Source organism: Blastopirellula retiformator (genome assembly GCF_007859755.1).
Lineage (GTDB): Bacteria > Planctomycetota > Planctomycetia > Pirellulales > Pirellulaceae > Blastopirellula > Blastopirellula retiformator.
Window position 1 is genome coordinate 695,183 of the sequence record NZ_SJPF01000002.1, and the last position, 15,277, is coordinate 710,459.

Annotated in this window: 9 protein-coding genes and 1 riboswitch; of the genes, 6 read left to right on the forward strand and 3 right to left on the reverse strand. The window is 57.6% G+C overall.

Annotated elements, in window-relative coordinates:
• Positions 1-356 precede the first annotated feature (356 nt).
• The 6 genes from Enr8_RS10180 to Enr8_RS10205 all read left to right on the forward strand — a co-directional run bounded on the left by Enr8_RS10180 (position 357) and on the right by Enr8_RS10205 (position 7,400).
• A complete protein-coding gene (locus Enr8_RS10180) occupies positions 357-1,073 on the forward strand; it encodes a PEP-CTERM sorting domain-containing protein (protein ID WP_146431065.1) in 717 nt (238 codons plus the stop codon).
• Positions 1,074-1,433: 360 nt separating this feature from the next.
• Entirely contained in the window at positions 1,434-2,429 is a 996-nt protein-coding gene (locus tag Enr8_RS10185; protein ID WP_146431067.1) for a DUF1559 domain-containing protein, read from the forward strand.
• 878 nt (positions 2,430-3,307) lie between these two features.
• Positions 3,308-4,042: a PEP-CTERM sorting domain-containing protein gene (locus tag Enr8_RS10190; protein WP_186767553.1), complete on the forward strand. Its 735-nt coding sequence runs from the start codon at positions 3,308-3,310 to the stop codon at positions 4,040-4,042.
• A gap of 238 nt (positions 4,043-4,280) precedes the next feature.
• Positions 4,281-4,522, forward strand: a riboswitch (cobalamin riboswitch).
• A gap of 142 nt (positions 4,523-4,664) precedes the next feature.
• The gene (locus tag Enr8_RS10195) at positions 4,665-5,750 is read left to right on the forward strand and encodes a DUF1559 family PulG-like putative transporter (protein WP_146431071.1); all 1,086 of its coding nucleotides are present in this window, start codon (positions 4,665-4,667) and stop codon (positions 5,748-5,750) included.
• Positions 5,751-5,796: 46 nt separating this feature from the next.
• Positions 5,797-6,528: a PEP-CTERM sorting domain-containing protein gene (locus Enr8_RS10200; RefSeq protein WP_146431073.1), complete on the forward strand. Its 732-nt coding sequence runs from the start codon at positions 5,797-5,799 to the stop codon at positions 6,526-6,528.
• Between the two features lie 47 nt (positions 6,529-6,575).
• The gene (locus tag Enr8_RS10205; protein ID WP_146431074.1) at positions 6,576-7,400 is read left to right on the forward strand and encodes a PEP-CTERM sorting domain-containing protein; all 825 of its coding nucleotides are present in this window, start codon (positions 6,576-6,578) and stop codon (positions 7,398-7,400) included.
• 272 nt (positions 7,401-7,672) lie between these two features.
• On the opposite strand, the gene Enr8_RS10210 is transcribed toward Enr8_RS10205, so the two are convergent.
• The 3 genes from Enr8_RS10210 to Enr8_RS10220 all read right to left on the reverse strand — a co-directional run bounded on the left by Enr8_RS10210 (position 7,673) and on the right by Enr8_RS10220 (position 15,265).
• Positions 7,673-9,478, reverse strand: coding sequence for an ATP-binding response regulator (locus tag Enr8_RS10210; RefSeq protein WP_186767554.1), 1,806 nt, complete (start codon positions 9,476-9,478; stop codon positions 7,673-7,675).
• A gap of 707 nt (positions 9,479-10,185) precedes the next feature.
• The gene (locus Enr8_RS10215; RefSeq protein ID WP_146431079.1) at positions 10,186-10,971 is read right to left on the reverse strand and encodes a response regulator; all 786 of its coding nucleotides are present in this window, start codon (positions 10,969-10,971) and stop codon (positions 10,186-10,188) included.
• A gap of 298 nt (positions 10,972-11,269) precedes the next feature.
• Entirely contained in the window at positions 11,270-15,265 is a 3,996-nt protein-coding gene (locus Enr8_RS10220) for a chemotaxis protein CheB (RefSeq protein WP_146431081.1), read from the reverse strand.
• Positions 15,266-15,277 lie beyond the last annotated feature (12 nt).

Below are 15,277 nucleotides of genomic sequence, written 5' to 3' on the forward strand. Positions count from 1 at the left end.
AATGAGACAGCGTCTCAACCCGATTCACGGTGTCCCACGCTCCGTCGACGATCATCGATTCGCGAAGAATCTTCCCTCGTCGCCAAACTCTCCTTCAAACGTCGTTCAACGTTTCGAGGGAACGTAGCTCTCTTTGCCAGCTCGCCAATCGTTCTGCCGATTGGGCCAGCCAGCCTCTGTGTTGCAACGGATCACTCCGTACTTTTCCGAGCCCATTCCGCTGAGGCGATGTGCGTCGCCAGCGATTCGCTCGCTTTCCACCGAGGTGTTTCATGATGATTCGAAATGTGTGCTGGCTGCCATTCGCTAGCGCTGTTCTCTGCTTTTTGGCGGCAGCGCCAGTCTCCGCTGCGCCAATGTCCCTGATCGATCCAGGCCTTTCTGGTTCGACGCAATACGATGAGTGGACGAATACGGGTTTGATTGGCGCTTCCAATCCGGGATTCCCGGGTTTCCCTGGCAGCGGCGCCTGGCCCAGTCCGATTGGCTCCGACGCCGTCGGCTCTGGCGATGCAACGCTCAACAAAACCGCCAATGGCTCTGGCGGCGGTCCCTTTCCCTCAGGCAGCAGCATGTATTTCGGCGGCTTCAGTTCCGCGATCAACAACGATGGGGGAACCTTGCAAGTCGCCGATGCGACTCCTGTCGCCAATCTGCAGACCGTTAGCTTTCAGGTTCAGATCGGCGAAGCCTGGACTTACGACTTCTTTGACGACATCCTTCCGACGTTGAGCTACAACGGCGGATCACAGGATTTGGCCGCGACGACATCGCTATTGCTGGAGCAATACGACAACGGAACTGTCACCATGCCCTCAGGCGAAGAGACGGTGTATATCAACACCTATCTACTGACGTGGGACCTCAGTTCGATCATTGGCACGATTTCTGATTTCGCCATCGACTTTACCGGCGTTCAGCACGCAACGCTCTTCACGCTTCGCTTGGATCAGTCGGATCAACCGGTTGCAACGCCAGAACCAGGAAGTCTCGCTCTTCTGTTGGGCGGGATTCCGGCAGCCATTTGGTGCCTGCGTCGTCGCCGCAATGCAAACGCCGAACTTGCGGCCTAGCTGCCTGTTGAAAAATGCCATCGTGGCATTTTTCAACCTCGCCAGGCTCAGAGCATAGCTCTTCGCGGCTCGCAAAATAACGACTTACGTCGCTATTTTGGGATCGCATCCGTGCGATCACGCAGTCCGTCGAGAAAATCAACGGACTGCTAGTATCGTCGCGCTCGTTGGATAACGTATTTGGATAGCTGATTTCTCGCCCAGCGGCGGCTGGGCGAGATCAAGCATGGAAACCAAGCCAGGCAGGAACGCCGAACTTTCTGATTCGGCGAATTCCGGGCGGCTGATAGCGGCAAGTTCGCCGCCGTCGGATCGCCGCCAGATTCGATTTTTGCCCACTCCCGCTTCAGGATCACCGGTATGACCTCTCCTACCCGACGAATTCGCACCGGCTTCACGCTGGTGGAATTGTTGGTCGTCATTGCGATCATCGGCATTTTGCTGGGCCTGCTATTGCCGGCCGTACAGCAGGCCCGCGAAGCGGCGCGCCAGGTTCAATGCCGAAACAATTTGAAGCAAATGGGACTGGCACTCCATAATTTTCACGATACGTATGGCATGCTGCCGCATATGTACAAGTTCGGCCCGTCCAGCGGAACGCCTGGATGTACTGCCGCGCGATCGCCTTTGGCGCTACTGTTGCCATTCTTAGAGCAGCCCGGCTACGACGAGAATCCGGACATTCGGACTCAGTCGATCGCCGCCTACCTCTGCGCTTCCGACACGCCGCCCCAAGGGGCCGCGGCCACCTATTGTTCCTATGGAATCAACTGCGGGAGCAATAACTACGCTTGGAGCTGGAACTGCGACGGCGCCGACGCGTCGTCCTACTACTGCGTCTATTTTCCGGCGGACCACCTGCAGTTTGACGGCATCGTTGATCCAGCCAGCGGTTGCTCGATGCGCGGCGGGGGTCGGACCATTCGCTTCGCCGATATCACCGACGGACTTTCAAATACGTTAGCGCTGGGCGAACGGTGGGGCCAGGTAATCGACGCCGACACGAAGGAGCCAATCACGACCGGCGTTGGCTACGCGACATGGCCCGACACCTACGCGACCTATGCGACGCTGGCGACCAATCGTCTTAACAATCACTACGGCGGCGATGATTTGCCGATATGGGCTAGCTACCTCGCCTCGTTTCGCTCGGATCATCCGGGCGGAGCGATGTTTGCCTTGGCCGATGGTTCGGTCCGTTTCATCACCGAGGAAATCAATCGTGATGCGACTTCGGGCTTCCAATATCCAGTCGGAACGGGCGCCGGATCACGTGGGGCGGTAAATCCCAACCAAGCCGGTTTGCTGTTGAAGTCGTTGGCGACGAGATCTGGGGGGGAAGTCGTTGAGTTCTAATCGTACGCACCTATCGCTGAAATCGGTGGTGATCTTGTTGCTGTTGGGACTCGGTCTGCTTGGCTTTTGGCGACTGGGCGCATCCCTCTCTCCTCAACAGCAGAAAGCAGCGACCCCAGAACAAATGAAACAGATGCTACAACGGTCGGAGGCGCGAGATCGTGAAAACTGGAAAAAGATGCAGGCGGACGCCCGAAAACCGTCGCGTTAGAGCGTTTTTCTGATAGCAGTAGCGTTTCTGGCGCCGGTGAGGCAAGCTGGTCAAGGCGACCGAAGCAGGCGAATCCTCAAGATTCGTCGATGCAGGTCAACGCCGACCAGCGCGGCCGCAACCAGCCACAACGATACAGATGGAGGAAAACCGCTCTAGCGGTTGACGCGATGGCAGCGCGGAGCATCTTGCATCGACGGCCCGCGAAACCATGAGGCTGGCCCACCAGCGAATCCAGCCGAAGGATGCGACGCATCGATCTGGCTCGCTGGCATTTTTTTTCTCTGAGCGGTTCCTGCTTGCCTCTGTCCTCGCCGCTTCGATCGCATCAACAGCCCTTGTTGTTTCTATGGGTAGGGAAATCAAAGGACTATTATTGGCGTTTTCCGGGGCCGCCCTTGACGATTCGAGACAATATCGAGCGATCGAAAAATCGTCGCCTCCGGCATTCGTAAGGGAAAACATTAAGAAAACCCATCAACCTGACAGTACCGGTTAGAGAATTAGCGAAATCAGGAACGGATCAGGTTGACTTTTCAGTCGAAAAGCGGTCCACTGTTAGTCGTTGGGCTTCCACCCTATCGCGGGTGAACAGTCCTCGTAAATCATCCAGCTTAAAAAGGCCATAGTAATGGAACTGCAGCGACCGTTTTTTGCTTGGGTATCGATGGCGGTTATCGCCGTGGCAATGAGTGCGACCGCTCATGCCGACACGATGCCAGTCCCGTTGTCGATCGTTTCGGGCGCCGACCTGACCTCCGGCGTTACGATGACCGGAAGCAATGGCAACTCGTTGGCCGTTGCGAAACTCGGTTCCACGATGGACAGCGACTTCTACATGAGCTTCACGTTGGATGCGTCCTACTTGGGAACGATGGGCGACAATGACTTCGTCACCCTGTGGATGAACAACACCGGAACCTTCAACCCTGGCTTTACCGATCCGACCATCGGCCTGAAGGGAAACGAAGGGGGCTCGGGAACAAATGACCTGATGCTTCGCCTATCAGGCACCGGTGGAACCTTCGCCAACTACGATCTCGACACCGAAGGGGGTACGGTCACGATCCTCAGCAAGCTCTCCAAGACCGGCGGCACGCTGTTCGACCAGATGGAGATGTGGGTCTTCGGCGGCATCAACACCAGCCCGTTGGCCGACCTGGTCACTTTGGCCGGTACGGCCGACGCTTACGCCAGCACCAGCGTGGGCGGCAGCCTCAGCGAAATCGGCTATGTCGGTCTTCGCAGTGCGAACCTGTCGGGCGGCGACATGGTCACCGTCGACAATGTGCAGTTCGCCGCTGTCGTGCCGGAACCCGGTACCTGGGCGATGTTGGGCATGGGTAGCCTGGTTGGCTTGGCCCTGTTCTTCCGCAAGCGTCAGACGGCGCTGGCCGCCTAGGACGCTGGCAATTGCTGGACATTAAGGGCGCGTTGAGCCATGGCTCGGCGCCCAAGTGAAAATTGACGGCCTCCATTTCACGATGGAGGCCGTGTTATTTCGAAGAGGCTGTTTCAACGGCCTTGGTTGGCCGACGGATGTTTCGGTCCGCCCAGTAGATTGAGTGCTCGTCTATCGCCGCGGCCGCTCTCTAGGCATCCGCTGGCATGCGTCTGGTTGACGCGATCTGCTGGTTGGTTAAACTCTGTCGGTCCTCGGTGGCCTTTTCACTCGCTAGTGAAAATGGTGAACAGGGAACTCCGGTGAAATTCCGGGACGGTCCGGCCGCTGTGTGCCCCCGCGATCTTGAGTGATCGCACCCGTCGCTCCATACGTTGATAGACCATTGTTCGCGTCGCCCGGTAAAGGGTTTGCGGATGAGAAGGTAGTGAGCGCGGAACAGGGGTAAGTCAGAAGACCTACCGAGGAACAGACGATTTGGCGCCCTCTTGGATTGGGGCGGTCGTTGAGATGTTTGCGATCAAGCCGCGGGAGTCGCTCCTTCGCGCGCTCGTATTCATTGATTCCTGCAGGATTGGGTCCCCTTCCCTGTTCGCTCCACGAGTGTCTGTGGTATTCACTCATGGCTGCAAGTCATTCCGATTGCGATCTGCATGTAGTCGAGAGTTCGCCCCTCTCTCCGTGCACTGGCGTATGCCGATTGCGCACGCCGGAGAACGATTGCGTCGGATGTGGACGAACGATCCAGGAAATCGCTCGTTGGCCGCTTGCCGACGACGAGGATAAGCGGCGTATTCTTCGTTTGTCTCGCGAGCGGCGAAACGATCCGAACCTGACCAACCGCTCTCGTCGCGATGGCTTCACGCTGGTCGAACTGCTGGTGGTGATCGCCATTATCGGCGTGCTAATCGCATTGCTGCTGTCGGCGGTCCAAGCCGCTCGCGAGGCGGCGCGAAAAACGACCTGCAAGAATCATCTGCGGCAAGTCGGCCTGGCGATTCATCTCCATGAATCGGCTCTCAAGAAATTTCCGGTCGGCTGCATTGGCTGTCGGTTCCAAGCGCCGGCGGCAGGCCAGCCGTTCGTGCCGCAACGATTTCTGTCGTGGAACATCCAGATCCTTCCCTACCTGGAGCAAGACGCCCTGTACCAGCAGTTCGATCTGTCGGTCCCTTCCTACCAGTCGCCCAACAGGGAAGCCGGCGCCAATCTGCTGACGGTCTTCCTTTGCCCTAGCACGCCTGATCCGACCGAGCTCAACACGACAGGCCTGTGGAAAGACATGGCGTTTACCGACTACTGCGGCGTCTATGGGGTCGAAGGGTCAGGTCGAGAAGCGACCGATCCCAACAGCAAACACAACCTGGCGCCTCAGTACCTGGGGGTGATGCTGTACGAAGAAGCGATGAAACACCGCGATGTCGCCGATGGACTATCGCACACCGCGCTAGTCGCCGAGACCATTCGCCGCCGCGTGACCGAAAACGAATGGGCCAACGGGAACAATCTGTTCGCCCAAGAAGGATCAACGCCGATCAACGCGGTCTCGGGCCTGGGCAACGACATCGGCAGTCCCCATCCAGGCGGCGCCCATCTCGTCTTTTGCGACGGACATGTTCAATTTCTGGCCGAGACGGTCGATCAGGAAGCGCTGAACGGCATTCTCACCAAGTCGGGCGGCGAAGTTCCCTCGGATCAAATTCAATAACATTCACAACTACACCTGTATTCAAATCATTTGCGGAGAGAGACGGATGCGACTTTTCACGGCCCTTCTACTGGCGCTGCTGCCGGCGACGTGCTTTGCGGACGCCGTTACTGATTTCGACGACATCGACTATTGGGTCGGATCGGGATCCAACCAGGCGGCGATGGTGATCGACTGGGGCGAAGGTAGCGACACCCCGCCAGCGCTCACTTGGGGCTATCGCTGGGACGGAACCGCCACCGGCGAAGACATGTTCCGCGCGATCGTCGCCGCGGACGAGCGTTTGTACGCGAAGATCGATGCTGTGGTCGGTCCGTACGGCGTCTCGTTGTATGGCATCGGCTATGACTACAACGACGACGGCATGTTTGGCCTGGACGATGGAAGCGTCTTTGACGCCAACGGCATCGCAGGGGTTGCGGCTCCTGCCGATGGCGGCATGGCGCTCGATTCCGGCGATCTCTATCACGAAGGCTGGTTCACCGGCTTTTGGATCTATGGCGTCGCTGGACTGGATGGCCTCGGCGATCCGACGAATCCGTACGATGGCGGTTCTTGGACCGGGGCCGTGAGCGGGATGTCAGGTCGCGAACTCGCCAACAACGATTGGGACAGCTACGCCTTTTCGCCGACGTTCAACTTCAGCAACTTTGCGACCAACCCGGTCGCGGCCGAAGTGAACGCCGTGCCCGAGCCGAGCAGCTTGGCTTTGTTGGGAATCGCCGGCGTCAGCCTAGCGCTGCTTCGCCGTCGTCGCCGGTCCGCCAACAACTCCTAGATCGCATGCGCGTTCATCTTTGAAAACGTACTCCACTTAGGAATCTCATGTGCATCCATCTGCGCCTGCTCGGTCTGATCGCGGCGATTTTGGCGACCTGCCATCTCGCCTCGCGGCATGCCATGGCGGACTTCGCCAATGCAATCGTCGACTACGATCCGGGTTACGCGGCGAGCAGCGGCTACACTTCGGCCGGAGGGACGCAAGCCCTCGGCGCGCCAACTCGCGATACTGGTTTCGGCAGCCAAGTCGGCGTCTTCTACTCTCCGTACCAAAGCAGTGAGATCGCCCAGATCGGTCCTGGCGGTCATTTGACCGTCAGTTTCGCAGACCCCGTGATCAACGATATCGCGAATCCCTTTGGGATTGACCTGCTAGTTTTCGGCAACGCCTTCTACTTAAATTCTGGCGGCGTCGCCGGCGCCGTCGCCGCCGAGCCAGGCGTCATCTCGGTCAGCCAAGATAACGTGACGTACTACGAGATCTCGGGCGTTTTCGCCGACACCGCCTTTCCGACGCTCGGCTACCAGGACACCGCGTATAGCGGCAGCGGCAATTCGGGCGGCACGATTCTGACCGACTTTACGAAACCGGTCGATCCGTCGTTTGACGCCACCGGGCTGACCGAGGCCGCGATCAACGCCGCCTACAACGGCTCGGGCGGCGGAACCGGCGTCGATATTGGCAGCGTCGGGCTCGAATGGATTCAGTACGTTCGCGTCAGCCTCGCCGGCGGCAGCGCGATTGAAATCGACGCGTTCGCTGATGTTGCGGCTGCGGCCGCCCCCGAGCCCAGCAGTTTGGCGCTATTAGGAATTGCCGGCGTCAGCTTGGCGCTGCTCCGTCGTCGCCGCGGCGCGAGAGTCTCGTAGCTTTCCTAGCGCGTTTTTCTGATAGCTGTAGCGTTTCTGGCGTTGGTGAGGCAAGCTGCTCAAGGCGACCGAAGCAGGCGAATCCTCAAGATTCGTCGATGCAGGTCAACGCCGACCAGCGCGGCCACAACCAGCCAAAACGCTAAAGCTGGAAGAAAACCGCTCTAAAGGCGACAATCCGACGACCGCACTAGGCGATCGTCGGATTGCGTTCCCCTCCCGAGATTTGTCCACGGCCCCGTTAGCTGCCTGTTGAGAAAATCGACGGACTGTTAGCTGAACTCTCTGGCCAGGCATTCTTCGAGCGTTGCGCGCAACTTGCCGATCTCCATCGGGATCGACGCCAACGCGTCGATGTTTTCGTAGTCGGCGAGATCCGCCCCCTCAAGCGTCATTCGATCGGACATGGCGATGATCTTGGGAGGCTGCTCATTATCCGTTTGACTGACCAGTTGGGTGACGCGACCGGCGATCGAAAACACATCGTACGTCGGCAACTTGCAGTCGACCATCAGAATGTCGAACTCCTTCCGTCGCAGCATCGCCAGCACTTCGTTCCCATCCTTGGCGACGTCAGACGTATAGCCCAACTGATGCAGCTGCTCGGTCAGATAGAGTTGGAGCGGGCGATTGGGATGAGCGACCAAGACGTGCCGTTTCGTCGACGTCACTGGGGTATCTTCGCCGTTGCCAACCAGCTTCAGGAAATGGGGGCGTTTGATTTGGGGGCGCCGTGGCGGATTCAACCGGCGATGCGAATCGTTCGGCAGGTCGTGTACCGGAATGTCGCACCAGAAGTGCGAGCCCTTCCAACGCACGCTCTCCACTCCCATTTCTCCTCCGAGCAATCGCACCAACTGAAAAGCGAGCGACAGCCCCAGGCTCGACTTCATGTGCGTTGGCAGACCGCTCAGCCTTCCTTGCGCGAATGCCGCCTGTAACTCTTCGAGCAATTCGGCGGGCACACCGACTCCGGTATCGAGAACGGAGATCCGGATCCGTCCACCGTTACAATCCCGCGCCATCGTCGTACCGCGAATGTCGATACGGCCCTGAGTCGTAAACTTGATCGCATTGGACAGCAGCTGCACCAAGATCTGCCGAACGATCTGTCCATCGCACTGAACGACTTGGGCGAATCGATCGTCCCAACTCCACTTCAGAGAAATATCCTTCGATCGCAACAACGAGTAGGCGGAGGCTCCAACCTCTTTGATCACGCCTGAGAGGTCGCAGGGAAATGGTTTCGCCTGGGTACTCCCCGTCTCGACTTGCGCGATCTGGATGATCTCGCCCACCATCCGTAGCAACGTCGTGCTGCTGGCGAGACTCGCATCGACCAGCGCGCGCTGCTGGTCAGTAAGCGCAGAGCGAACGAGATGATCATGAACCGCCAAGACGCTCTCAAGCGACGTTTTCAATTCCTGGCACGAAGCCAACAGGAACTCGCTCTTGGCGCGACTCGACTGGGCCGACTCGATCGCCAACATGGCGACCACTTCCTTACTGACATGGTTGACGAGATGATTGAAATTCGTCGCTTCCTCTTGAATGCGAAGCTCATGCGCTTCTTTGAGCAGCTTATTCTCTTCGCGAAGTCGGCGAGCCAGCACTTCCATACTTTTCTGCTGGCCGCGCAGATGATCAACCAGCGCAAGATGTTGACGCACAAATCGTTCGTATTGCAGAGCGTGCTGAATCACCCGCAGGATCGACTTCCCTTGCACCTCCCGTTTAACGAAATAGCCGCAGACGCCGCGGCGCAGGATCTCCTGTTCGAGATCATCATCTTCCAGGCCGGTGACCACCAGCAGGATCGTCTGTTGGGTATGCTCGGCCAGGCATTCGACCGTGTCGACTCCGGAACTATCAGGCAACGTCAAATCGACCAACACCACGTCGTATTGCCGCTTCTTCAGCTGACTGCAGGCCTGACGAACCGTATCGACACGAGAGACGTCGAAATTGATCGATCCTCGATCGAGCTGTCGTTTTACGGCCGCAAAGTCGGCGTCGTCATCCTCAAGTAGAAGAAGACGAACGACTCGCTGGTCGATTGATGGGACTTCCTGATTCATGGCTGGCTCCATATTGAGCTCGAATGACCTCGACGCGACGTGAGCGAGCATGCGAGATGGCCTACCAGGCGGCAGGTTTGTAGAGAGCCCCACCCAATTTGGCAAGGGCATTCCTTGGAAATTCTCCAACAGAACAGTCGCCAAACGAGGTCGCGGACGATGGGCATCCTGCAGTGGTGTCGATGCATTAGCACGACGGCGGTTCTCGCAGTTGTCGCGAAAGCGTTGCTTCCGAGCGCGGCATGGACGTCTCGCACCTGGCACGAAACCAGATTCAAGCGTCTGAGGATAAGTAATCTTGGAGGAAACTCGGCCTCCAACCGCGCAATCCATTGCCGCTGCGAGCGAATCGGCTGCCCGCGTGCCCTGAAAGAAAAATCGCAAGAAGAGCGTTAGTAAGGGATTACGTCATCTCATTTTCATACGATGACATGGTACGACCTAACATCATTCACCTATTAAGCGTCTCCATCCTGTTTGACGCCAACAACTTGCTGGCGAATTTTTGTTGTCACGATCGAAAGATCGCTTAAACTGAAACCAGCGAATTGAAAAATGCGCGGGAGAACCGAGTCCTAAGCTCGGTTCTCCCGGCGACTGGGTAGCCGCCGAAGCGTACTGTCCACGTTCCCTTGGACTTCTTCCCGCACTCCTTGCGGCGTACTTCATCGGCTACATTGCTTCCTGCGATATCTTCGCCTCCTGCTTTAGAGCGCTTCCTGTTCGCTGTTTGAGTTGGATTTGCCGACGCCGATCGCTTCGATCGCGTTGATTAGCCCCTGCGGGTTGACTGGCTTGGGAAACCAACGATCGATTCCGCGAGCGCCGCTTTCGAGTCCATTTTCTTTGGGCGACGTTCCGCTGAGCGCGAAAATTTGCGTGGTTTGAATTCGCGAGTCGGACCGAATCTGACGCACGGTCGTCGGACCGTCGCAATCCGGCATCTTCATGTCGACCAAGATTACCTTCGGCGGAGTTGCCTCTTTGAGATAGTTGAGCACTTCCTGCCCGTTGGCGAAGGTACGGACGCCATAGCCGTGCAACCGCAGAAAGTCGGCGAGCATCTCACGCTCGTTGGCGACATCTTCGACCAGCAGAATATTGCCGCTGGTGGGCGCACGTCTTGGGGACCGCTGAAAGACCTGATTCTCGTCAAGTCGCTTCAGCGAGTGTTGGATGCATTGAAACGCTTCTTCGGCCTCGTCGACATGTCCCGCCCGCTGCAGTTCTCGATACAGGTGCAGACCGATGCTGATCTCATGCAACTCGTTGCGGATACCATGGCGAATTTCGCGAGGCAGCCGAAGAAACTGGCGACGAATCAAAGAGGCTGTGGAGTCATCGCTTTCGATTTCATCGCGGACAATAGCAATGTCACGCGGGGCATCGACGCCAATCTTCACGTTCCCCGAATGAATTCGGATGAAGTGAATGGTGATGCCAACCTGAGGGAAAGAAATCTTTTCTTTCGAATGGCGTGTAACAACTAGCACAACGGACTCCTTCCTGCAGTCACCGGAGCGTGACTACAAAACGAGGTATAGGAGGCCTAGGGCTCCCACCGTAGGAAATACCTGCCCCGAACCCTAATTGCGTACTGCAATTACCTATTGGGTTCGTTATTCCTCGCGTGAGCTATCCGTTGCGATCACGAGCGATCGGCTGCTCGCATGCCATGACCGTCAACGTACCAACCCCTGTTTATTTGGTCAATCTAAATCAGTCTCTTTTTTACAGATCTTGGGCGGGTTGCTGACCCTCACCCTGGCCGGATCGTTGTTGTGGGTGCCTTTAGCGGTGTCCCGCATCGCCCGGTCCTAGGAAGGGCGCAATCGCGCCGGCCAACTCCAGCGGATCGATTGGCTTTACCAAGTGCATATCGAAACCGGCGGAGAGCGCCTTGCGACGATCTTGATCTTGCCCGTAGCCCGTTACCGCGACCAGCAGCACCTTCTTGGAGATGTTCGCTCGCACGCGCTGCGCCAGCTCATAGCCGTCAATGTCGGGCAACCCGATGTCGACGATCGCTACCTGTGGTTCGAATGCGTGGAATCGCTCCAAGCCGTCGACGCCGTTGTTCGCCGTGTCGACCGTAAACCCCTTCAGCTCTAGCGAACGAGCCAACATCCGCCGAATGCTATCGCTATCCTCAATCAACAGCAGCCGGGTTCCCTTGAGAATCGTGAATCCGACCTTCGCAGCGTTTGACGGCGGCGCCGCCGTCAGTGGAAGCCGGATCGTAAACACGCTCCCCATCCCCTTACCGAAACTGGTCACTTCGACCCCGCCGTTGTGGGCTTCTGCGATCATTCGCACCAGCGACAACCCCAGGCCCATGCCTCCCTGCGAGCGGTCGATCGTCTGTTCGGCTTGTACGAAGGGCTCGAAAATCTGGTCCGCAATTTCCACAGGAATGCCGTCTCCCGAGTCGCCGACGCGAATCACAACCTCGCCCCCTTCGCGGGTCACGCTGTAGCGAATCGTACTTCCCTTCGGACTGTACTTGCTGGCGTTGACCAGTAGATTGACCTGCGCCTGTTGCAGTCTTCCGATGTCGCCATCCACGAACAGCGGCACGTCAGGGGGTTCCAGATCGAGCTGTTGCTTGCAGGTCTCCAACTGATGGCCGACGCAATCCACCACGTCCATCACGATCTTCGAGATATCGATGACCTCGGTGTGCAACACGAGCTTGTCGTTGGCAATCCGCGCGACGTCGAGCAGGTCGTCCAGCAACCGGGAAATGTGTTGCAGCTGATGTTCGACCACTTCCCGCGCTTCGTCGCTGGTCGACTGATCGACTCCTTCCTCTTTCAGCAAACTGTTGGCGTTCAAAATGGCGGCGAACGGATTGCGCAGCTCGTGCGACAACATCGCCAGAAATTGATCGCGCCGGCGAACCGCTTCCCGAATCTTCGATTCCGCCTTCTTCAGCTCCGAGATGTCGCGGGCGATCGCCGAAGCGCCGCTCACCATCTTTTTCGAGTCTCGAATCGGCGTGATGTGCAGCGACATGTCGAGCGCTTGCTGACCATGGCTAAGCCAGACGGTGCGATGATCGCTAACCGGCTTGCCTTCGGCCACTTCTCGCAAGAGCGACTGCATCGCCACTTCGCAGCTGTCGGGCATCAGCATCGAGAAAGGGCGTCCAATCGCTTCCTTCTCGGCATATCCGAGCATCTCGCTCGCTCCGCGGTTCCAGGTCCGAATCGTCCCGTCGAGATCAAACCGGATAATCGCATCGGAAGACTGCTGCACGATTTCGGATAGCTCGGTCAGGCGGGTCTCGGCGCTCTTCAGCGAAGTGATGTTGATCAACGTCATGACCAACCCTTCGACCGTCTTCCTCGAGAAGTAGGGAAGAATCCGCAACAGGTACCAGTCTTCGTCGGCGCCCCCGACTTCCAACTCCAGCGGCTCTTCCGACTGTAGCACTTGCTCCAACGTATCGAGCAGCGCCAGGTTTTTGACGTTGTGCGTGAAGCTGTCGATTCGACGGCCGATATCCTGCGGGATCAGGTTGAACGTCTTGGCGATGCCCGGCGTAAACTTCCGGATGCGAAACTCACGATCGAGAAAGACAGTGTCGACCTCGGTACTGTTGAGCAGATTCTCCATATCGTCGGTCAATTCAGTCAGCTCAGCAATTTTGCGCTGATGCTCCATATTGACCGTATAAAGCTCTTCGTTGACCGAGTTCAACTCTTCATTGGTGCTCTGCAACTCTTCGTTCGAAGCCAGCAGCTCTTCGTTGGAGGACTGCAACTCCTGGTTGGTCGACTCCAGTTCGGCGATGGTCGCCTGCAGGCTCTCTTTGGCGTACTGAAGCTCCGCCTCGAGAACTTCGACCTGCTCGGGCGAGATGCCTTCTTCCAGCTCGATAATCGAGTACGATCGCTCCTCGAAATCGCATTGCTGAGCGTCGAACACGATGAGAAACTCGTGCCGATTGGCGGTGCGATTGAAGAACGGCTTGATGACCAACTTCAGATCTTCGTCCGGCATCGACGAGCACTTCAGTCCCGCGTGCACCACCGGCGACTGCTCTTTGACGCAGCGCTGCATCGCCGTCAGCAGCGCCATTTTTAGGTCGGGATGGACCAGCTCGACGACGTCGGTCGAGGGACGTCCATCCTTGTGAGTCAAGTACTTGCTGGCGCCCGAAAAAACATGCAGCAGATCGCGGCTGTCGGTCACCAGAATGCTGGGCGGCATAAACTCTTCCAGCAACCGGTCGTACATCTCCAATTGGTGGGCGACGCCGCCGCGGTTGGTCTGCGGCAGCGCCCGGTTGCCGTATTGACCGACGCCCACTTTGACAGCGCCGCGGTCGCTGGCCGACAGCCGGACGTCGCGGCGTTTGCGATAGATATGCCAATGTTCGTCTTGCACGTCAAACTCGGGGCCCAGATCTCCCAGCGTTTCGCTCGGCCCCAACCACATGACGCCATTGACCTTGAGGGCAAAGTGAAACAGCGACAGCGCCTTCTTCTGCGCTTCGGGACGCAGATAAATCAACAGGTTACGGCAGCTGACGAAGTCCATGGCTGTGAACGGCGCGTCGCGAATCACATTGTGCGGCGCAAAGACGATCATCTTCCGCAAATGGGGCGATACCTGATAACCATCGCGGCGTTTGACGAAATACTTGGCTACCCGCTCTGACGTGATGTCGCGCAGGTTGTCTTCGGTGTAAACGCCGCGGGCGGCGACTTCGAGCGAGCGATTATGGACGTCGGTCGCAAAAATTCGGACCGGGACGAAGCTGGGGTGCCTTTCCAGTTCCTCGCTGATCAGCATCGCCAACGAGTACGCCTCTTCGCCGGTTCCGGTCCCTGCGATCCAAAATCGCAGTTCTTGCTGGGGCGTGGCGTTTTGGACCAGTTCTTGGATGACCGATCGATGAATCAGGTCGAACCCTTCGGGGTCGCGAAAAAACCGCGTCACGCCGATCAGCAGATCGCGATAGAGCTTGTCCAGTTCATCTTCGTCGGTATTCAGCCGGTCTGCATAAGCCGCTAGATCGTAAACCTGATTCAGCATTAGACGACGTTCGATTCGCCGCGAAATCGTCCCCGATTTATAGTGCGAGAAATCGATGCCAAATTTGTTTCGCAGCAGGCGAATGATCGCTATGTAGCTCGGATCGACGCCATTTTGGGCCGCCGGCTCGTCCGAGTTCGCTACCGGCAGTTGCTGTGGTCGCGTCGTCAATTGATGAATTTGCTCGACGATCTGCTCTGGCGGATAGATGCCGTCGACGACGCCGGTATTGACCGCGGCGTTCGGCATGCCGTCAAATTTCGCGGTCTGGGCATCTTGCACTAACACGTATCCGCCGGCCGCATGGATTTCGCAAATGCCGCGTGAGCCGTCTGATCCCGTACCGGAAAGGATGACTCCAATCGCTTTGCCACGACACTCTTGCGCTAGTGAGCGAAAAAACTGATCGATCGGCAGCGATAGTCCGTTTTCGCGAGTGCGGTCCGCAATCAACAACTTGCCGTCCGCGACGATCATTTCTTTGCCAGGCGGGATAAGATAGATGTGTCCCGGCAAGACGCGCAGTTCGTTCGTCGCTAGACATACCGGCAACGAAGTGAATCGCCCTAGCAGATGACCCATCATGCTTGGTTGTTCCGCAGGAAGATGCTGAACAACTACGTAAGAGAATTTTGAGTCGACCGGCACCTGGCGAAAAAACCGTTCCAGGGCTTCCAGCCCGCCTGCCGATGCGCCAACTCCGACGATCATCGTCTCTTCACAAACCGTCTCGATTTGATCCACGTCTTCCTGCCC

Excerpts from the sequence above, each read along its gene's own strand:
- Enr8_RS10195 (WP_146431071.1), top strand. The coding sequence starts at position 4,665 with ATGGCTGCAAGTCATTCCGATTGCGATCTGCATGTAGTCGAGAGTTCG.
- Enr8_RS10205 (WP_146431074.1), top strand. The coding sequence starts at position 6,576 with ATGTGCATCCATCTGCGCCTGCTCGGTCTGATCGCGGCGATTTTGGCG.
- Enr8_RS10190 (WP_186767553.1), top strand. The coding sequence starts at position 3,308 with ATGGCGGTTATCGCCGTGGCAATGAGTGCGACCGCTCATGCCGACACG.
- Enr8_RS10200 (WP_146431073.1), top strand. The coding sequence starts at position 5,797 with ATGCGACTTTTCACGGCCCTTCTACTGGCGCTGCTGCCGGCGACGTGC.
- Enr8_RS10185 (WP_146431067.1), top strand. The coding sequence starts at position 1,434 with ATGACCTCTCCTACCCGACGAATTCGCACCGGCTTCACGCTGGTGGAA.
- Enr8_RS10180 (WP_146431065.1), top strand. The coding sequence starts at position 357 with ATGTCCCTGATCGATCCAGGCCTTTCTGGTTCGACGCAATACGATGAG.
- Enr8_RS10210 (WP_186767554.1), bottom strand. The coding sequence starts at position 9,478 with ATGAATCAGGAAGTCCCATCAATCGACCAGCGAGTCGTTCGTCTTCTT.